This is a genomic window from Kitasatospora putterlickiae (assembly GCF_039527695.1).
Lineage (GTDB): Bacteria > Actinomycetota > Actinomycetes > Streptomycetales > Streptomycetaceae > Kitasatospora > Kitasatospora putterlickiae.
On sequence record NZ_BAAAKJ010000078.1, the window covers coordinates 23,803 to 41,395 of the forward strand.

At 74.5% G+C, this 17,593-nt stretch carries 17 protein-coding genes and 2 pseudogenes; 15 read left to right on the forward strand and 4 right to left on the reverse strand.

Annotated elements, in window-relative coordinates; genetic code table 11:
- Positions 1 to 130 precede the first annotated feature (130 nt).
- The 3 genes and pseudogenes from ABD308_RS09020 to ABD308_RS09030 all read left to right on the forward strand — a co-directional run bounded on the left by ABD308_RS09020 (position 131) and on the right by ABD308_RS09030 (position 1,497).
- Positions 131 to 433, forward strand: coding sequence for a GNAT family N-acetyltransferase (locus ABD308_RS09020; RefSeq protein WP_344330471.1), 303 nt, complete (start codon positions 131 to 133; stop codon positions 431 to 433).
- A 173-nt stretch (positions 434 to 606) separates the two neighbouring features.
- A pseudogene (locus tag ABD308_RS09025) lies at positions 607 to 760 on the forward strand (aldo/keto reductase); the annotation flags it as partial.
- 146 nt (positions 761 to 906) lie between these two features.
- Positions 907 to 1,497, forward strand: coding sequence for a TetR/AcrR family transcriptional regulator (locus ABD308_RS09030; RefSeq protein WP_344330475.1), 591 nt, complete (start codon positions 907 to 909; stop codon positions 1,495 to 1,497).
- Between the two features lie 38 nt (positions 1,498 to 1,535).
- Here the strand turns inward: ABD308_RS09030 and ABD308_RS09035 are convergent, their stop codons facing one another.
- Positions 1,536 to 1,802, reverse strand: a complete 267-nt coding sequence (locus tag ABD308_RS09035) for a GlsB/YeaQ/YmgE family stress response membrane protein (protein WP_344330479.1) — start codon at positions 1,800 to 1,802, stop codon at positions 1,536 to 1,538.
- Between the two features lie 184 nt (positions 1,803 to 1,986).
- Here ABD308_RS09035 and ABD308_RS09040 point away from each other — a divergent pair, with 184 nt between their 5' ends.
- The 3 genes from ABD308_RS09040 to ABD308_RS09050 all read left to right on the forward strand — a co-directional run bounded on the left by ABD308_RS09040 (position 1,987) and on the right by ABD308_RS09050 (position 5,070).
- Positions 1,987 to 3,234, forward strand: a complete 1,248-nt coding sequence (locus ABD308_RS09040; protein WP_344330484.1) for a glycosyltransferase — start codon at positions 1,987 to 1,989, stop codon at positions 3,232 to 3,234.
- Positions 3,235 to 3,474: 240 nt separating this feature from the next.
- Complete coding sequence (bla, locus tag ABD308_RS09045) at positions 3,475 to 4,380, forward strand: class A beta-lactamase (RefSeq protein ID WP_344330490.1); 906 nt, start codon at positions 3,475 to 3,477, stop codon at positions 4,378 to 4,380.
- 132 nt (positions 4,381 to 4,512) lie between these two features.
- Positions 4,513 to 5,070, forward strand: a complete 558-nt coding sequence (locus ABD308_RS09050; RefSeq protein ID WP_344330494.1) for an SMI1/KNR4 family protein — start codon at positions 4,513 to 4,515, stop codon at positions 5,068 to 5,070.
- Here ABD308_RS09050 and ABD308_RS09055 read toward each other — a convergent pair.
- From ABD308_RS09055 to ABD308_RS09065, 3 genes are read right to left on the reverse strand one after another with little or no spacing between them, the layout of a single operon-like run.
- Positions 5,060 to 6,085, reverse strand: a complete 1,026-nt coding sequence (locus ABD308_RS09055) for a TIGR03842 family LLM class F420-dependent oxidoreductase (protein ID WP_344330496.1) — start codon at positions 6,083 to 6,085, stop codon at positions 5,060 to 5,062. The two genes, ABD308_RS09050 and ABD308_RS09055, sit on opposite strands and share 11 nt — an antisense overlap.
- Positions 6,086 to 6,138: 53 nt before the next feature.
- The gene (hydA, locus tag ABD308_RS09060) at positions 6,139 to 7,554 is read right to left on the reverse strand and encodes a dihydropyrimidinase (RefSeq protein WP_344330522.1); all 1,416 of its coding nucleotides are present in this window, start codon (positions 7,552 to 7,554) and stop codon (positions 6,139 to 6,141) included.
- 41 nt (positions 7,555 to 7,595) lie between these two features.
- Positions 7,596 to 8,438 carry a nitrilase-related carbon-nitrogen hydrolase gene (locus ABD308_RS09065; RefSeq protein WP_344330498.1) on the reverse strand — a complete coding sequence of 281 codons (843 nt, stop codon included), beginning with the start codon at positions 8,436 to 8,438 and terminating at the stop codon, positions 7,596 to 7,598.
- 463 nt (positions 8,439 to 8,901) lie between these two features.
- On the opposite strand from ABD308_RS09065, the gene ABD308_RS09070 reads away from it, so the two are divergent.
- The 9 genes and pseudogenes from ABD308_RS09070 to ABD308_RS09110 form a co-directional block, all read left to right on the forward strand.
- Entirely contained in the window at positions 8,902 to 12,150 is a 3,249-nt protein-coding gene (locus ABD308_RS09070) for a hypothetical protein (RefSeq protein ID WP_344330500.1), read from the forward strand.
- Between the two features lie 47 nt (positions 12,151 to 12,197).
- The gene (locus tag ABD308_RS09075) at positions 12,198 to 12,278 is read left to right on the forward strand and encodes a putative leader peptide (RefSeq protein WP_344330530.1); all 81 of its coding nucleotides are present in this window, start codon (positions 12,198 to 12,200) and stop codon (positions 12,276 to 12,278) included.
- Positions 12,279 to 12,475: 197 nt separating this feature from the next.
- Positions 12,476 to 12,982 (forward strand): cysteine dioxygenase, encoded by a 507-nt coding sequence (locus ABD308_RS09080; protein ID WP_344330501.1) that lies wholly within the window; start codon positions 12,476 to 12,478, stop codon positions 12,980 to 12,982.
- Positions 12,976 to 13,362, forward strand: coding sequence for a rhodanese-like domain-containing protein (locus tag ABD308_RS09085; protein WP_344330503.1), 387 nt, complete (start codon positions 12,976 to 12,978; stop codon positions 13,360 to 13,362). The genes ABD308_RS09080 and ABD308_RS09085 overlap by 7 nt, the downstream gene beginning before the upstream one ends.
- Positions 13,363 to 13,627: 265 nt before the next feature.
- Positions 13,628 to 14,866 carry an ABC transporter ATP-binding protein gene (locus ABD308_RS09090; RefSeq protein WP_344330504.1) on the forward strand — a complete coding sequence of 413 codons (1,239 nt, stop codon included), beginning with the start codon at positions 13,628 to 13,630 and terminating at the stop codon, positions 14,864 to 14,866.
- On the forward strand, positions 14,856 to 15,524 hold the full coding sequence (locus ABD308_RS09095; RefSeq protein WP_344330505.1) for an ABC transporter permease: 669 nt from the start codon (positions 14,856 to 14,858) through the stop codon (positions 15,522 to 15,524). Before ABD308_RS09090 ends, ABD308_RS09095 begins: the two co-directional genes overlap by 11 nt.
- The gene (locus ABD308_RS09100) at positions 15,521 to 16,213 is read left to right on the forward strand and encodes an ABC transporter permease (protein ID WP_344330507.1); all 693 of its coding nucleotides are present in this window, start codon (positions 15,521 to 15,523) and stop codon (positions 16,211 to 16,213) included. The genes ABD308_RS09095 and ABD308_RS09100 overlap by 4 nt, the downstream gene beginning before the upstream one ends.
- Before the next feature lie 132 nt (positions 16,214 to 16,345).
- Positions 16,346 to 17,320: an ABC transporter substrate-binding protein gene (locus ABD308_RS09105; protein WP_344330509.1), complete on the forward strand. Its 975-nt coding sequence runs from the start codon at positions 16,346 to 16,348 to the stop codon at positions 17,318 to 17,320.
- Positions 17,321 to 17,403: 83 nt separating this feature from the next.
- Positions 17,404 to 17,593 (forward strand): annotated as a pseudogene (locus ABD308_RS09110) (DUF4232 domain-containing protein); the annotation flags it as partial.

Here is a 17,593-nt window from a genome sequence, read left to right on the forward strand (position 1 = left end):
CACCGGTCCGGCCGGTCTCGCGCACCCCGGTCGCGCATGGCGCCGCCCCGCGAGCGGGGCGCGGGCGGCCGCCGGATGATGGACCGGGGCCGCCTGCCGCGGCTCCGCGACGATCAGTGAGGAGTCCGCGATGACGGTCACGATCCGTGATGCCGAGGGCGCCGGCCGGTTCGAGGCATGGCTGGACGACCACCTGGCCGGGTTCGCGGAGTACATGCGCAGCGAGGAACTGGTGGTGTACCCGCACACCGTCGTCGAGCCGGCGTACGAGGGGCAGGGCATCGGCGGGGCGCTGGCGCGGGCGGCGCTGGACGATGCGCGGGCACGGGGACTGGCGGTGCTGGCGACGTGCCCGTTCATCAAGGGGTGGATGTCCCGACACCCCGAGTACCTCGATCTGGCGTACGAGAACCGGAGCCGGGTGACCGACTGACGGGTGACGGGACCTGGCGGGGGCACCGGGGAGGCACAGCGGGTGCGTCCCGGACGTCTGACAAATGACAGCTGACAGATTTCAGATGACAGATAGCAGATAGCAGATTCTGAAATCTGTCCTCCGCGGGGGTCGCCACCCCGCACGGGCCCGGCTGCACCGGTCAAAGAGACCGCCGCCGCAGCCGGCTCGCCGATGCGTCCGGCGCGCCGGAACGCCATCCTCACCGAGGCGGACCTCGCGGCCATCGACGCGGCCGTCCCCGCCGGTTCCGGGGCCGGGGAACGGTACGCTGCCGCCCAGATGGCCCATCTCGACGGCGAGCGCCGAGCCGCGGTCCCACCCGCGACGAACGCGCGCCACGGGCGGGGCCTTCCGCACCCGCACCATCCGCCGACGGCCGCCAACCGGCCGGCCGCCCGTCCGCCGCACCCCGGCGGGCGGACGCCTCACCCGTAAGGACGAACCTCGCCGTGGCCACGGACAGCGCACTCACCACCGAACAGATCCTGAGCGCGACGGAGGACGCCCTCAGGCGGTTCGGCCCGGCCAAGGCCACCGTCGTCGACGTCGCCCGCACCCTCGGCGTCAGCCACGGCAGCGTCTACCGGTTCTTCTCCAGCAAGACGGCACTGCGCGAGGCCGTCACCGAACGCTGGCTCGCCCAGGCCCACGACGACCTGCGCTTCATCGCCATCGAGCCCGGTCCGGCCGCCGAGCGCCTGCACCGGTGGCTCACCACGCTGTTCGCCGCCAAGCGCGAGAAGGCACTCGATGACCCGCAGCTCTTCGCGACCTACCTGACACTGGTCGCCGAGGCGAGCCACATCGTCGACGCCCACGTGGACACGCTGATCGACCAGATCGCCCAGATCATCCAGGACGGCATCGAGAAGGGGGACTTTCGGCACACCCCGATCTCCGCGACCGCCCGCGCGGTGCTTGAGGCGACCGCCCACTTCCACCACCCCGCCCACGCGGCCGGCTGGTCCGACCCGGCGGCCGAGGACCGGTTCGAGGCCCTCTGGAAGCTTCTCCTGCGCGGCCTGGCGGCCGACGCCTGACGGGCAGCCCCGCCGCCTTCCCGTCCTTCTCCCGCCGCTCAGTCCCGGGAGTGGCCGAACACGAGCCGGTACAGGATCAGCAGCACGAGCGCCCCGCCGATCGCGGACGCCCAGGTCGCCAGGTCGAAGAAGTGGGCCGTCACCGGGCGGTGCAGGAACTTCGAGGAGATCCAGCCGCCGACGAAGGAGCCGGCGACGCCGATCAGGGTGGTCACCACCAGGCCGCCCGGGTCCCGGCCCGGCAGCAGCAGTTTGGCCAGGGCCCCGGCCACCAGGCCCAGCACGATCCATGCGACGAAGCTCATCCGTGTCCTCCCGCCCTTCACGCCGTACGGCGGCCCCGTGCGCGCCGTACCACCTGCGAGGACGCCGCACCGGTGTCCGGCGGTTCCCGGCCCGCCGCCATCGCCCCGCCCTGCCATCGCCCCCAGCGGCGGCGTGGCGCGTGGCGCCCTTCTCCGGGCCCGACTACCCCGCGATACTGCGACCATGCGCATCCTGATCGCCACCGCCGGCTCGCGGGGCGACGTCGCCCCCTTCATCGGGCTCGGCGACCGTCTGAGCGCGGCCGGCCATCAGGTGGCCCTCGCCACCCACACCACCTTCGCCGACTCCGTGCGCGCCGCCGGCCTCGATTTCCGCCCGCTCCCCGTCGACCCGCGCGCCGAACTCGCCTCCACCCGAGGCCGACGACTCCTGCGCGCCGGCGCCGGACCGCTCGGCCTCCTCCAACTGACCCGCCTCGCCCGCACGTTCATGCCAGCCCTCGGCGCGGGCATCGCCACCGCGGCCGAACCGGGCGCCGACCTCCTTCTCACCACCAGCGCCACGGCCGACCTCGGCCAGGTCGTCGCCGAGGCCGCCGGCATCCCGAACATCGCGCTCCACCTCCAACCGCTCTCCCCCACCCGCGCGTTCACCCCGGCCGTCCTCGGCAGCCGCTCACTCGGCGGCCCCGGCAACCTGCTCGCCGGCCACGCCGTCCAGGCCGCCGTCGACCACCTCTTCGCGCCCGCCGTCAGCGCGCTGCGCCGCCAACTCGGGCTGCCCCGCCGAACCGTGGCGAGCGCCCGGCGCAACCGAACGGTGCTGCACGGCTTTTCGCCCCACGTCGTCCCGCGCCCCGCCGACTGGCATCCGTCCCACGCCGTCACCGGCTACTGGTGGCCCCGGCCCGACCCCGGCTGGCAACCCCCGCCCCGCCTCCTCGACTTCCTCGCCTCCGGGCCGCCCCCGGTCTACATCGGATTCGGCAGCCTCGTCGTCCCCGACGCCGAGCGCCTCACCACCACGATCCTCGCCGCCGTCCGCGCCGCCCGCGTCCGGGCCGTCCTCCAGTCCGGCTGGAGCGGGCTCGCCGCCGACGACGGCGACGACGTCCTCACCATCGGCGACACCCCGCACGACTGGCTCTTCCCCCGCACCGCCGTCACCATCCACCACGCCGGCGCCGGCACCACCGCCGCCACTCTCCGCGCCGGCACCCCCACCGTCCCCGTCCCCGCCCAACTCGACGCCCCCTTCTGGTCCGCCCGCCTCACCCGCCTCGGCACCTCCCCCGGCCCCGTCCCCCTCTCCCACCTCACCCCTTCCCGCCTCGCCACCGCCATCCGCAAAGCCCTCGACACCCCCCACCACCGCACCCACGCCCGAGCCATCGCCGCGACCCTCAAGACGGAGGACGGCCCCGCCCAGGTCCTCACGCACGTCACCCGCCTCGGCCGCCTCGCCGGATAGCCTCTCCCCACGACGGCGGGCACGAGGAACGCGGGCGATGCCCGAAGCAAAGGAAGCTGCGGATTCCGCAGCTGCGGGGGCGTAGCCCCTCCAGCCGGGCGAGCGGCACCACGGCCGGCGCGGGCCAGGCCGCTTCCCGGCATCCACCGCCGCCCCCGCCCCTCGCACTACGGTGTGGATCCAACGGGACCCTCCGCACAGACGGAGACCCCCAGCAGGCGCGGACGACGGGAGACCCCGATGGGACGGCGACCAAGTCGACGGCGAGTTCTTGGCGCGGTCGCCGCCGCCACCCTTGCGGTCGCGGTCCCGAGAGGTGGGCGCGCCTTCGCCCAGGACGGTAGGGAAGAACTCGCCGGCCGACTACGGGCACTTGAGCAGGAGCACGCGGGGCGGCTGGGCGTCTTCGCCCAGGACGCGGCCACCGGGAGGACGGTGGCGTACCGCGCGGACGAGCTGTTCCCGATGTGCTCGACGTTCAAGACGATCGCCGTGGCGGCGGCGCTGCGGGACCTCGATCGCGACGGCGTGTTCCTCGCCGAGCGCGTCCGCTACACGCGGAACGACGTCACGGAAGCGGCCTACGCGCCGATCACGGGGCTGCCCGCGAACCTCGAAGCGGGCATGACCGGCGAGGAGTTGTGCGCGGCGGCCATCGCGTACAGCGACAACGCCGCCGCCAACCTCCTGCTGCGCGAACTCGGCGGGCCCCCGGCCGTCACCCGCTTCTGCCGCTCCATCGGCGACCGCGCGACCCGCCTCGACCGCTGGGAGCCCGCGCTCAACTCCGCGGAACCCGGCCGGATCACCGATACCACCACCCCGCGCGCCATCGCCCGCACCTACGCCCGCCTCACCACCGGCGACGCCCTCGACGCCCCCGACCGTCACCGGCTCACCGGGTGGCTGTTGAACAACACGACCGGTGCCCGCCGCCTGCGGGCCGGCCTGCCGGCGGACTGGACCGTCGCGGAGAAGACCGGCACCGGCGACTACGGCACCACCAACGACGTCGGCGTCACCTGGCCCCCGGACCGGGGGCCGATCACGATCGCGATGCTGTCCACCAGGCCCGAGCCGACCGCACCCGCCGACGAGCCGCTGCTCGCCGGGACGGCCGCACTCGTCGCGGCCGCGCTGACCTGAGGTCAGCGTCCCGCACGGGCGCGACGGTAGGCCTCGGGTGGCCACAACTCGGCCCAGGACGAGCCGTACGCCTGTCGACGGCCCGGCGCTTTCACGCGCCCGCTGTCGGAGCCGAGTGATATCCATGGGGCCGTGAACACGGAGCACGCCGACCCTCGCGACCTCGCCGCGATCCGGGCCGCCTTCGCCACCGCGAACGGGGGTGGCCCGGCGCTGGGCTGGGACGCCGTGCGCGCCTTCGAGGCGGTGCACGGCGTGGTCCTGCCCGAGCCGTACCGGACGGTGGTCGCGGAGGTCGCGGACGGCTCCGCGGCCGGGCCGCCACGGTACGGGCTCGTGGGACTCGCCGAGCTGCCCGACGACTGGGGTGCCGGTCGGCCGGAGCGCGACCTGGGCCGTCCCTTCCCGCTGACCGGGCCGTGGGTGTGGGAGGACGACCCGAGGCCCTCCGCCGAGGTCGACCCGGTCCTCGACCAGGTCTTCGACCACGGTTCGGTCGTGCTGGGGACCGAGGGCTGCGGCGTGTACTGGCATCTCGTCGTCACGGGCCCCCACCGTGGGCACGTCTGGTACGTCGGCGGGGAGGGCGCGGCTCCGTTCGGCGCGGAGTTCGGATCCAGCACCGCCGAGCCGGGCTTCGCGGGATGGGTGAGGCACTGGGCCGCCGGCGGGCCGTGGTTCAGCGGGTAGCGCGCAGGGTGGGGATGACGGTGGTGCCGTAGGCGTCGATGGTGGGTTCGACGGCGTTGTGCATGGCGTAGATGGCGAACTGGTCGACGCCGAGGGTGCGGAGGTGGTCGAGGCGGGCGAGGTGGGTGGCGGTGGGGCCGATGAGACAGAAGCGGTCGACGATCTCGTCGGGGACGAAGGCGGTGTCGGGGTTTCCGGCGCGGCCGTGGTGGCTGTAGTCGTAGCCCTGGCGGTCCTTGATGTAGGCGGTGAGGGCGTCGGGGACCAGGCCGGAGTGTTCGCCGTAGTGGCGGACCAGGTCGGCGACGTGGTTGCCGACCATGCCGCCGAACCAGCGGCACTGTTCGCGGGCGTGGGCGAGGGTGGCCGGGGAGTCGTCGGCGGTGACGTAGGCGGGGGCGGCGACGCAGACGGTGAGCGCGTCGGGGTCGCGGCCGGCTTCGGCGGCGGCGTCGCGGACGGCCTTGACCATGTACTCGGTGAGGAAGGGGTCGGCGAGCTGGAGGATGAAGCCGTCGGCCTGGCGGCCGGTCAAGGCGAGGGCCTTGGGACCGTAGGCGCCCATCCAGACGGGCAGGGTGGCGCCCTCGCCGACCCAGGGCAGGTGCATCTCGGTGCCGTCGACCTCGGTGGTGCGGCCCTCGGCGAGTTCCTTGATGGCGTGCATGGCCTGGGAGAGCCGTTCCAGGGTGGCGGGCTTGCGGCCGGCGACGCGCATGGCGGAGTCGCCGCGGCCGATGCCGCAGACGGTGCGGTTGCCGTACATGTCGTTGAGGGTGGCGAACAGGGAGGCGGTGACCTCCCAGGTGCGGGTGGAGGGGTTGGTGACCATGGGGCCGACGGTGAGGGTGCTGGTCTCGGCCAGGACGCGGCTGTAGACGACGAAGGGCTCCTGCCACAGAACACAGGAGTCGAAGGTCCAGCCGTGGGTGAAGCCGGCCCGTTCGGCGCGGACCATGCGGTCGATGAGCAGGCGGGCGGGCGGGTCGGTCTGCAGGACGAGGCCGATGTCCATGGTGGCTCCGGTGGGAGGGGAGGGGAAGGAGAGCGGGGAAGGCGGGGGCGGGCTCAGCCCAGGTACTGGCAGGTGTCGCGGCGCAGGAAGGTGCCGTGGCCGGGCCGGCCGAGCCAGGTGCCGTGGTCGAGGACGACGGTGCCCCGGGAGAGGACGGTGCGGGCGCGGCCGGTGAGGGTGCGTCCCTCGTACGCCGAGTAGTCGACGTTCATGTGGTGGGTGGCGGCGGCGACGGTCTGCACGGCGGTGGGGTCGTAGACGACCACGTCGGCGTCGGCGCCGGGGGCGAGGGTGCCCTTGCGGGGGTGCAGGCCGAACATCCGGGCCGGGGTGGTGCAGGCGAGTTCGATCCAGCGGCGGCGGCTGAGGTGTCCGTCGACGACGGCCTGGTGAAGGAGGTCCATCCGGTTCTCGACGCCGGGCAGGCCGTTGGGGATCTTGGAGAAGTCGCCGCGGCCGAGTTCCTTCTGGCCGGTGTAGCAGAACGGGCAGTGGTCGGTGGAGACCACCTGGAGGTCGTTGGTGCGCAGGCCGCGCCAGAGGGCCGCCTGGTGCTCGCGGGGGCGCAGCGGAGTGCTGCACACGTACTTGGCGCCCTCGAAGCCGTCGTCGCCCTCCTCGGCGAGGTCGTCGGTGGAGAGGAAGAGGTACTGGGGGCAGGTCTCGCCGAAGACGGGGTGGCCGTCGTCGCGGGCGCGGGCGAGTTCGGCGAGCGCGGAGGCGGCGGAGACGTGGACGACGTAGAGCGGGCTGCCGGCGACCTGGGCGAGTCTGATCGCGCGGTGGGTGGCCTCGGCCTCCAGCAGTTCGCGGCGGACCTCGCCGTGGTGGCGGGGGGCGGTGCGGCCGGCGGCGAGGGCCTGTTCGACGAGGACGTCGATGGCGATGCCGTTCTCGGCGTGCATCATGATCATTCCGCCGTTGGCGGCGGCGCGCTGCATGGCGCGCAGGATGCGTCCGTCGTCGCTGTAGAAGACGCCGGGGTAGGCCATGAACAGCTTGAAGGAGGTGGACTCGCCCGAGTCGACGAGGGTGTCCATCTCCTTGAGGACGGCGTCGGTGACGTCGGAGACGATGGTGTGGAAGGCGTAGTCGATCGCGCAGTTACCGTCGGCCTTGGCGTGCCAGGCGTCCAGGCCCTCGCGCAGGCTGCCTCCGACGGGCTGGACGGCGAAGTCGACGATGGTGGTGGTGCCGCCCCAGGCGGCGGCGCGGGTGCCGGTCTCGAAGGTGTCGGATGCGTGGGTGCCGCCGAACGGGAGTTCCATGTGGGTGTGGACGTCGACGCCGCCCGGGATGACGTAGTGGCCGGCCGCGTCGATGACGGTGTCGGCGGTCCAGGAGAGGGCGGCCTCGCTGCCGGTGGCGGCGAGGGCGGCGATCCGTTCGCCCTCGATGAGGACGTCGGCGCGCAGTTCCTCGGTGGCGGTGATGACGAGTCCGCCGCGGACGGCGGTGCGGCGGGGCACGGCGGGGGTGGTCACGGGGTCGGTCACGGGGGTCGCCTCCCTCACGCCTCGGTCAGCGGGCCGTAGGCCTCGGGGCGGCGGTCACGGTAGAACGCCCACTGCCTGCGGACCTCTTCGATGAGCCCGAGGTCGAGGTCGCGGACGACCAGTTCCTCCTCCTTGTCGGAGGCGACGTCGCCGACGAACCGCCCGCGCGGGTCGACGAAGTAGGAGGTGCCGTAGAAGTCGTTGTCGCCGTACTCCTCGGTGCCGACGCGGTTGATCGCGGCCACGTAGTAGGCGTTGGCGACCGCGGCGGCCGGCTGTTCGAGCTGCCAGAGGTAGGCGGAGAGGCTGCGGCTGGTCGCGGAGGGGTTGTAGACGATCTGCGCGCCGCGGAGGCCGAGGGCGCGCCACCCTTCGGGGAAGTGCCGGTCGTAACAGATGTAGACGCCGACCTTGCCGACGGCGGTGTCGAAGACCGGCCAGCCGAGGTTGCCGGGCTTGAAGTAGTACTTCTCCCAGAAGCCCTTGACCTGCGGGATGTGGTGCTTGCGGTACTTGCCGAGGTAGCGGCCGTCGGCGTCGATCACGGCGGCGGTGTTGTAGTAGACGCCGGGCTGCTCCTCCTCGTAGACGGGGACGACGAGGACCAGGCCGAGCTCGCGGGCGAGGTCGCTCATCCGGCGCACGGTGGGGCCGTCGGGGACGGGTTCGGCCCAGCGGTAGTGCTCGGGCTCCTGGACCTGGCAGAAGTACGGGGCGTTGAAGACCTCCTGGAAGCCGAGGATCTTCGCGCCCCGGGCGGCGGCCTCGCGGGCGTAGCGCTCGTGGAGGGCGATCATGCTCTCCTGGTCGCCGGTCCAGCGGGTCTGGACGAGGGCGGCACGGACGATCTGCGACATGGGTACCTCCGCAACTCCGCGGCCCGTCCCGGGGCGGGCCCGCGGTTCGAGGGTTGGCGGGCGGTGCTGCCTGCGGTGGATGTCTGCGTGCGGTGCGGCTGGTGCGCGGTCGGTGCGCGGTCCGCGTCATGGTGCGCCCGAAGCGCGGTCTACGTGCGTAGAGGGTGGGTGCCTCGACCGTAGGCCCGGCCTCGGTCGCCTGACAATACGTCGGACGCGACGCGGCTGGGGCGATCCTGCCGCGCGGACACGCGGGGCCGGCAGGCCGGATGAATCAGTGGGATGAAACGGTCATCTACCCCGGGAGCGCGATCCTTACTCATTCGAGTGAATCCAGGAGCGGGGCGGCGTGGTTCGGGGCAGGAAGCCCGTGACGCGAAGTGGCCGGACGGCTCGGAGTGGCCCCGTGTGGCCCCGTGTGGCGCCGAGCGACCCGGAGCGGTTGGAAGGGGGTGGTGGACGGATGGTGACGGCCGACGGGGCGAGGGGGACGGCGCGGGTGCCCGCCTGGGGCGGGCTGCTGCTCGGGCTGGGGGTGCCGGTGCCGGCGGTGCTGGGCTGGCTGCTGTTCGTCCGCCGGACGCCCGCCGGCCAGGGCACGCTGGACGTCCGGCTCCAGCTGGCCGGCTCGCGGGCCGCCGCCGAGGGCGTGCTCGCCGGACGGGCGCCGGACTTCCGCGCCTCGCTGGACGCCGACCTCTGGCTGATCGGCGGCCTCGGGGTGACGCTGGCGGCGGCCGGGATGCTCGGCGGACACGTGTTCACCCGGGCGCACTGGCGGCTGACCGCGCTCGTCGCGGGCCTGGCCGGGCTGCTGGCCGGCGGCTGCGACCTCGCCGAGGACGTCCTGCTGGCCATCGGGCTCGGCCACGCCGGCCCCGGGCCGACCGGCGGGGACGCGCCGTTCGCGGCGGCGGCCGCCTTCGCCACGGTCAAGTGGCTGCTGCTGCCGCCCGCCGGCGCGGTGGCGGTCGTCGTCTGCGCCGCCACCGTGCACCGGGCGGTACGCGCCCTGCTGCCCCGGCCGCTGGAGGAGGCGGGCGGGGACACCGGGGCGGGGCCCGCGCTGATCCCGCCGTGGCCGGTGGTGACCGCGCGGGGCGGGCGGTGGCCGCCCGGGCCCAGGGTCCACGGGCCGCTCGCCCGGCACGCCCGCTGGCGCAACGCCGCCCGGGTACCGCCGGGGCGCGAGCACGCCCGGCTCGGCTTCTGCGTCTCCGGCGGCGGCATCCGATCGGCCTGCGTCACCCTCGGCGCGCTGCAGGCGCTGCGCCCCTGGCTGAAACAGGCCCGCTACCTGGTCGCCGTCTCCGGCGGCGGGTACACCGTCGGCGCGATGCAGCTGGCGCTGAGCGACTCGGCGCCCGGCGGACCGGTCCGGGCCCGCTCCGGGCTGAGCGCCGACACCGTGCTCGAACCGGGCTCGCCCGAGGAGGACCACCTGCGGCGCCACTCCAAGTACCTGGCGGACGGCGCGGGCGAGTGGCTGGTGGCGCTCGGCACGCTGCTGCGCGGCCTGGTCGCGGCGCTCTCCCTGCTGCTCGCCACCGTCCTGGTGCTGGGCCTGGGGCTGAGCCGCTGCTACCACCTCGTCCCGCTCGCCGACCTGGACGGGCCGCCGTCGGTGCGCTCCCCCGCCCTGTTCGCCCTCGCCGGACTGCTGGCGACCGCCACCACCGGGTGGCTGCTGTGGCTGCTCACCTTCTCCTGGCTCGGCTGGAACACCCTGCTGCCGCGGGTGCTGCGCCGCTTCTCGCACGGCGCGCTCGCGCTGGCCGCGCTGACCGCCGTCGGCGTGCTGGCCGTCCCGGGGCTGGCGTGGGGCGCGGTCGCGCTGCAGAGCGCGCTCGCGGTCGGCGCCCGGCAGACCGGGGCCGGCATCAGCCTCACCGTGCTGCTCAGCTACCTGGCGCTGCTGCTGGGCATCCTCTGGCACGGCCGGCGCGCCATCGAACAGGGCGCGGCGGTGCTCGGCGGTGTGCTGCGCGGGGTGCGGCGCGCCGGACTGCGGCGGCCCGGCGGGCTCACCGGGCGGATCACCGAGTACCTGGTGCTCTGGTCGGCGCTGACCGCGCTCACCGCGGGCACGCTGCTCACCTTCGGCTGGGCGGTGGCCACCGGGCACGCCTGGCCGGGCGTGCTCCAGGTGCTGCTGCCACTGGTCCTGCTCACGGTGGGGCTCAACCTCGACCAGACCTGGATGGGCCTGCACCCCTTCTACCGGCGCCGGCTGGCCTCGGCCTTCGCGGTCCGGCGGGTGGTGGAGGGGCCGGCCGAGGGAGCGGTTGAGGGCAGGGACGGGGGTGAGGGCTCGGACGGCGAAGGCTCGGACGGCGGGGACCGTGACGGGGACGCGGCCGGAGAGGTGCTGGCCCGGCCGTACCACTTCTTCGGCGAGCAGACCCGGCTCAGCCACTACGGCGCCCGCCGGCCGGACTTCCCGCAGGTGATCTTCGCGGCGGCGGCGAACCTCTCCGGCAGCGCGCGCACCCCGCCCGGCCGGCGGGCGGTGTCGTTCACCTTCTCGCACGACTACGTGGGCGGGCCGGACGTCGGGTACGCGCGCACCGACCTGCTGGAGCGGCGCACCCGGCGGCACATCGCCCGCGACCTCACGGTGCAGTCCGCGATGGCCGTCTCCGGGGCGGCGTTCTCCTCCGCGATGGGCCGCCGCTCCCGCGCCTACCAGGGGCTGTTCGCGGTGACCAACGCGCGTCTCGGCACCTGGCTGCCCAATCCGGCGGCGCTCGCCCCGCTCTGGGCCGCCGACCGGGACTGGCGGTACGCGCCGCAGCCAGCCGTCCGGCGGCTGTCCTACCAGTTGCGGGAGGCCTGCGGGCGGTACCCGATGGACGCGCGGTTCCTGCTCACCACGGACGGCGGGCACTACGAGAACCTCGGCCTGGTCGAGTTGCTGCGGCACGGCGTGCGGACGGCGGTGTGCGTCGACGCGAGCGGCGACTCGGCCTTCGCGGGCGCGCTCGCGGCGGCGATCACCCTGGCGCGGGAGGAGTTGGGCATCGCCATCACGCTGCGCGAGCCTGAGCTGCTGGTCCCGGGCAGTGCCGGGGGCGGCGGCGCACCCGGGGCCGCCCGGGACCAGTCGCCGTTGCGCGGCCTGGCGGCGCGGCTGGCCGAGCGGCTCTCCGCCCGGGCGGTGGTGGTGGGCGACATCGTGTACCCGTGGCCGCTGGAGCTCGGGGACGACGACGGCCCGCCGGGTTCGGCCCGGCACGGCACGCTGATCGTCGCCCAGGCCGTCCTCACCCCGGGCATGCCGTACGAGCTGCACGCGTACGCGGCGGCCGATCCGGCGTTCCCGAACGACGGTGCCGGCGACCAGTGGTTCGACCACCGGCAGTTCGACGCATATCAGACGCTCGGCCGGTACCTGGGCGAGCAGGCCGCACCGGCCGTCGCGGCGGCGCTGGCGGCTTCGGAGGCCCCCGCACCCGCGCCGGCGGCGGCGGATCCGGCGTCCACCGTGGAACCGGTGGACACCCCGTCCCCGGCGTCTCCAGTGGCCGCGGCGGCAGAACCGGCGGCGGCGACGGCAGGGCCGGCGGCGGCGGGACCGGCGGCAGGAGGACCTACGGCGCCGAGGGACGGCAAGGCCAACGGCCGGCCGGGGACCGTCCCCGGACCCGGCCGGGCGCCGGAGGCGGAGCACGGCGCCACCGCACCCGACCAGGGGCGCAACGGGCGGCTGTGACGGTGTGCGCTTGACTCCCGCCGCGTCCGTCGGGAAGGATCCGGCTCATGGACTCCGGCACCACTCTGGTCTGCCGCCTGCACGTCGACCTCCGGCGCCAGGCGAGTTCCATCTGTGCCTGTTGTTGATCTTCCCCTTCCCCGCCGGCCCCGCCCTGTGACGTTCGCCAGGGCCCGCGCCGCGCACCCGCGGTACTCCTGACGCGCCTTCGACCGGCGTGACCGTGCCACCCCCCGGTGTCCGACCGATGGGGTCCGGTGCGGGCGGCGCGCGCGCCACACACCTCGGTCGACTCCCCCTCCCGCCTTCCTCCGAGGACACCCACATGAGCCTGGACCTCGCCCCCGACACGCCCGCCACCACCCCGGAGGCCCGCGCGCCGCTCACCCCGAGCGCGCTGCGGACCATCGTCCGCGAGCTGGCCGAACAGCCCGAACAGTGGATCCACCACGTACGGCTCTCCACCGAGGAGCGCTGGTACCGGCGGCTCGCGGCCGACGACGACCACGAGGTCTGGCTGATCAGCTGGCTGCCCGGCCAGTCCACCGGCTTCCACGACCACGGCGGCTCGCGCGGCGCGTTCACCGTCGCGCTCGGCGAGCTGGAGGAGCTGTCGCTGGGCGGCACCGAGCAGGGCCTGCTGATCCGGCGGGTCCAGTCCGGCACCGTCCGCGCCTTCGGCCCCGACTACGTGCACGACGTCCGCAACACCGCGTCCGGACCGGCCGTGACGCTGCACGCCTACTCGCCGCCGCTCAGCTCGATGGCGCACTACGACCTGCGGGCCGGCGGCCTGGTCCGCACCTCCGAGGAAGGACCCGACCAGTGGTGACCACGATCGACGACCTGCTCGCCCGTTCCCGCGCGGGCGTCCACCGGCCCGGCGCCGAGGAGGCGTTCCGCGCGCAGCGCGACGGCGCCCTGCTGGTGGACATCCGCCCGGCGGCGCAGCGCGCGGCCGAGGGTGAGATCCCCGGCGCGCTGATCATCGAGCGCAACGTCCTGGAGTGGCGGCTGGACCCGACGGGCGGTCACCGGATCCCCGAGGCCACCGGTCACGACCTGGAGGTGATCCTGGTCTGCTCGGAAGGGTACGCGTCGAGCCTGGCGGCGGCGTCGCTGCGCGACCTGGGCCTGCACCGGGCGACCGACCTGGACGGCGGGTTCGTCGGCTGGGCGGCGGCCGGGCTGCCGACCCGTCAGGGCGGGTGAGCGGTCCGGGATCACGACGCCGGCCGTGGTCGGATCAGCGCCTGTCGCGGCGCACGCCGGTTCCGACCACGGCTCACCGTCCGGCTGACACATGCGGCTGGTAAATCAGGGACAGCGGGGTCGTCAGGTCATAGGCTGATCAGAGTTTCCACCGCCGCCAGAGCGGGCAGCCACGCGACCGAAGGCACACCGACCGAGACCGACAGACCGCCAGACGACACCATCGGCGCCGCCGCCGGGGGCCGCCGAGACGAGGACACCCCCCGTGATCAGATTCGACGGCGCGGGCAAGCGCCACCCCGACGGCACGGTCGCCGTCGAGGGCCTCGACCTCGACGTCCCCACCGGGCGCACGACCGTGCTGGTCGGACCGTCCGGCTGCGGGAAGACCACCCTGCTGCGGATGGTCAACCGCATGATCGAGCCGACCTCGGGCCGGGTCCTGCTGGACGACACCGACGTCGCGGCGCTGGACCCGGCCAAGCTGCGGCGGGGCATCGGGTACGTGATCCAGCAGGCCGGGCTGTTCCCGCACCGCCGGGTGATCGACAACGTCGCGACCGTCCCCTACCTGCTCGGCTGGGACCGGAGGAAGGCGCGCGCCCGGGCGGCCGAGCTGCTCGACCTGGTCGGGCTCGCCCCGGAGACCGCCAAGCGCTATCCGTTCCAGCTCTCCGGCGGCCAGCAGCAACGCGTCGGCGTGGCGAGGGCGCTGGCCGCCGATCCGCCGGTGCTGCTGATGGACGAGCCGTTCAGCGCCGTCGACCCGGTGGTGCGGGCCGGGCTCCAGGAGGAGCTGCTGCGCCTGCAGGCCGAACTGCACAAGACGGTGCTGTTCGTGACGCACGACATCGAGGAGGCCGTCCGGCTCGGCGACCAGGTCGTGGTGCTGCGCGAGCGGGGCCGGATCGCCCAGCTCGCGGATCCGCACACGCTGCTCACGGCGCCCGCCGACGCGGACGTCGCCGCCTTCCTCGGCCGCGACCGGGGCCTGCGCGGGCTCGGGCTGCGGCCCGCCACGGCCGTCGCGGTGCGCCCGATACCGGGCGCGGCGAACGGCAGCGGGACGAACGGCGGGACGCCGGGCGGAGGGACGCCGGGCGGCCGGGGGCTGGGCGGCAGGGCGCGCTTCGACGGGTGGGAGCTCGTGCTGGACGACGAGCGCCGCCCGATCGGGTGGATCGACCGGGACGCGACGGGCACCGCCCTGCAGCCGGCGCCCGGGTTCCGGCCCGAGGCCGACACGCTGCGCGCCGCGCTGGACGCCGCCGTGCTCTCCCCCGCCGGGATCGCGCTCGCCCTGGACGCCGACGGCCGGGTGACCGGCACCGCCGACCGCGAGGCCGTACTGGCGGCGCTCGCGGCCCGCACGTCCCCGGCCGGCGTGGCCCACGTCCCCTCGGCGGACCGGACCGCGACGGACGAAGCAGAGGTGAACGAGGCCGGGGCGAACGAGCCGGCCGCGAACGAGGCCGAGAAGGACGGAGCCACCGGTGGACGATGAACCGATCGTCCGCTGGTACTGGATCGGCGACCACCTCGGCTACCTCGGCGACCTGCTCGCCGACCACGCCGTCATCGCGCTGCTCCCGGTCCTGATCGGCCTGCTGCTGGCGGTTCCGCTCGGCCTGGCCTGCGCCCGCTTCCCGCGCCTCTACCAGCCGCTCGCCGCCGTCTTCAACATCGTCTACGCGCTGCCCTCGCTGGCCGTCTTCGTGGTCCTCATCCCCTACACGGGGCTGGCCACCCAGACCACCGTGATGATCCCGCTCACCTTCTACGCGCTCGCCGTGCTGCTGCCCACCACGGTGGACGGGCTGCGCGCGGTGCCCGACCCGGTGCGGCAGGCCGCGACCGCGATGGGCTACGGGCCGTGGCACCGGCTGGCCGCCGTCGAACTGCCCGCCGCCGTCCCCTATCTGGTGGCCGGTCTGCGGGTCGCGGCCGTCTCCAGCATCTCGCTGGCCTCGGTGGGCGCGCTGGTCGGGCGCGGCGGGCTCGGCTACCTGTTCATCGACGGCTTCCAGCGCACCTTCCCGACCCCGATCGTGGCCGGAATCGTGCTGATCGCCGCGCTCGCCCTGACCGTGGACCTCCTGCTGGTCGGCGCCCGCCGGCTGCTGGCGCCCTGGGCCGTGCGGGAGAAGGGAGCGGGCCGGTGAACTGGCTCACCTGGCTGGGGGACTTCTTCTCCGACCCGGACCGCCGCAGCGGCCCGAACTCGATCGTCAACCGGATCGCCGAGCACCTGCTGTTCTCCGGCGAGGCGCTGCTCTTCGCCGCGCTGCTGGCCGTCCCGCTCGGCCTGCTGATCGGCTACACCGGGCGCGGCGTCACCGTGGTGACCGCGATGGCCGGGGCCGCCCGCGCCCTGCCGACGCTCGGGCTGGTGACGCTGGCGGTGCTGCTGGCGGGGGTCGGCGACACCGCCGTGCTGGTGCCACTGGTCGCGCTGGCCGCGCCGCCGCTGCTGGTCGCCGCCGTGGAGGGGGTGCGCGGCACCGATCCGGACGTGCGGGACGCGGCGCGCGGCGTCGGGCTGACGCACCCGCAGGTGCTGTGGCAGGTCTGCGTGCCGTCGGCGCTGCCGACCCTGCTGGCCGGCTTCCGGACGGCGACCGTGCAGGTCATCGCGACGGCGACGGTGGCCGCGTACGTCGGGCTCGGCGGGCTCGGCCGGTACGTCGTCGACGGGCTGGCCACCCGGGACTACGCGATGACGGTCGGCGGCGCGCTGCTGGTCGTGCTGCTCGCGGTCGGGGCGCAGGTGTTCTTCGCCCTGCTCGCCAGGTACGCGCTGCCCCCCGGGCTGCGTGCGCAGCAGCTGGCCGCGGCCCGGCAGCCGACGTGACCGTTCCAGGCCCTCCGTTCCGGCGGCTGCCCGCCGTTCCAGCACCGCCCCTCCGCCCGTCCCCTTCGCTCGCCCCTTCGCTCGCCCCCTTCGACCGACCGTGACGTCCACCTCGAAAGGACACCTATCACCATGTCGACATCCGCATCCGCGCCGCTGAGAACGGCGACGGTCGGCCGCCGCACCGCCGCCCTGGCCGCGCTCGCCGCGCTCGCCCTGACCGCGACGGCCTGCTCGTCCGCCGGCGACGACCCGCTGGGCGGCAAGGGTTCGGCGGCCCCGGCGCCCGTCGGCAGCACTTCCGCGGGCGCCCCGGCCGGCGGGACGGTCGTGGTCGGCTCGGCCAACTTCCCCGAGAACGTGCTGCTCGGCTCGATCTACTCGCAGGCGCTCAAGGCCAAGGGCGTGAAGGTCGAGGAGAAGTTCAACATCGGCAGCCGCGAGGTGCTCTACGGCCAGGTGCAGAGCGGCAGCCTGTCCGTGCTGCCCGAGTACAACGGCTCGCTGCTCGCCTACCTGGGCGGCAAGCCGGCGGATCCCGGCACCACCGCCGTCAACGCCGAGCTGGCCAAGTCGCTGCCCGAGCCGCTCGCGATCCTGGAGTCCTCCCCCGCCGAGGACAAGGACACCCTGAGCGTCAGCCAGGAGACGGCCGACAAGTACGGGCTGAAGTCGATCGCCGACCTGGCCGGAAAGGCGGGCGAGCTCACCATCGGCGGCCCGCCGGAGTTCAAGTCCCGCCAGGAGCAGCCGCTCAAGGACGTCTACGGCCTGACGTTCAAGGAGTGGAAGTCGACCGGCGAGACCACCGCCAACGCCGTCAAGGACGGCTCGGTGCAGGTAGGCAACGTCTTCTCCACCGACCCGAAGATCGCGCAGCTGAAGCTCGTCCCGCTCACCGATCCCAAGAACCTGTTCGCCGCCCAGAACGTCACGCCGCTGGTCAACAGGTCCAAGGTGGACGCCACGGCGACCGGCGCGCTCAACGCGGTGTCGGCCAAGCTGGACACGGCGGGGCTGCTGGCGCTGATGAAGAAGGTCGCCGTCGACAAGGAGGACCCGTCGGCGGTCGCCAAGGAGTGGCTGAAGAGCAACGGCCTCTCCTGACCGTCCGGGACGCCGGGCCCGGGAGCCGATCCCGGGCCCGGCGGATCTTCCCTTGAGCGGCGCGGACATGACAGGGTGACGCCATGCGCACTCGTCTTCTCGCCGCCACCCTCACGGCCCTGGCCGCGGTGAGCCTCGCCGCGTGCTCCAGCTCCGGCTCGGGCTCCGGCACCACCGCGGCCGGCACCACAGCGTCCGGCGCCACGGCCGGCACGAACGCGTCCGGCACCCCCTCGGCCGGTGCCGCGTCCGGCGCTCCGTCGGTGACGGCCG

What these genes read in the sequence shown, in the direction of transcription:
- ABD308_RS09080 (WP_344330501.1), top strand. Translation starts at nt 12,476, where the DNA reads ATGAGCCTGGACCTCGCCCCCGACACGCCCGCCACCACCCCGGAGGCC.
- ABD308_RS09040 (WP_344330484.1), top strand. Translation starts at nt 1,987, where the DNA reads ATGCGCATCCTGATCGCCACCGCCGGCTCGCGGGGCGACGTCGCCCCC.
- ABD308_RS09065 (WP_344330498.1), bottom strand. Translation starts at nt 8,438, where the DNA reads ATGTCGCAGATCGTCCGTGCCGCCCTCGTCCAGACCCGCTGGACCGGC.
- ABD308_RS09020 (WP_344330471.1), top strand. Translation starts at nt 131, where the DNA reads ATGACGGTCACGATCCGTGATGCCGAGGGCGCCGGCCGGTTCGAGGCA.
- ABD308_RS09070 (WP_344330500.1), top strand. Translation starts at nt 8,902, where the DNA reads ATGGTGACGGCCGACGGGGCGAGGGGGACGGCGCGGGTGCCCGCCTGG.
- ABD308_RS09035 (WP_344330479.1), bottom strand. Translation starts at nt 1,802, where the DNA reads ATGAGCTTCGTCGCATGGATCGTGCTGGGCCTGGTGGCCGGGGCCCTG.
- ABD308_RS09105 (WP_344330509.1), top strand. Translation starts at nt 16,346, where the DNA reads ATGTCGACATCCGCATCCGCGCCGCTGAGAACGGCGACGGTCGGCCGC.
- ABD308_RS09075 (WP_344330530.1), top strand. Translation starts at nt 12,198, where the DNA reads ATGGACTCCGGCACCACTCTGGTCTGCCGCCTGCACGTCGACCTCCGG.
- bla (WP_344330490.1), top strand. Translation starts at nt 3,475, where the DNA reads ATGGGACGGCGACCAAGTCGACGGCGAGTTCTTGGCGCGGTCGCCGCC.
- ABD308_RS09055 (WP_344330496.1), bottom strand. Translation starts at nt 6,085, where the DNA reads ATGGACATCGGCCTCGTCCTGCAGACCGACCCGCCCGCCCGCCTGCTC.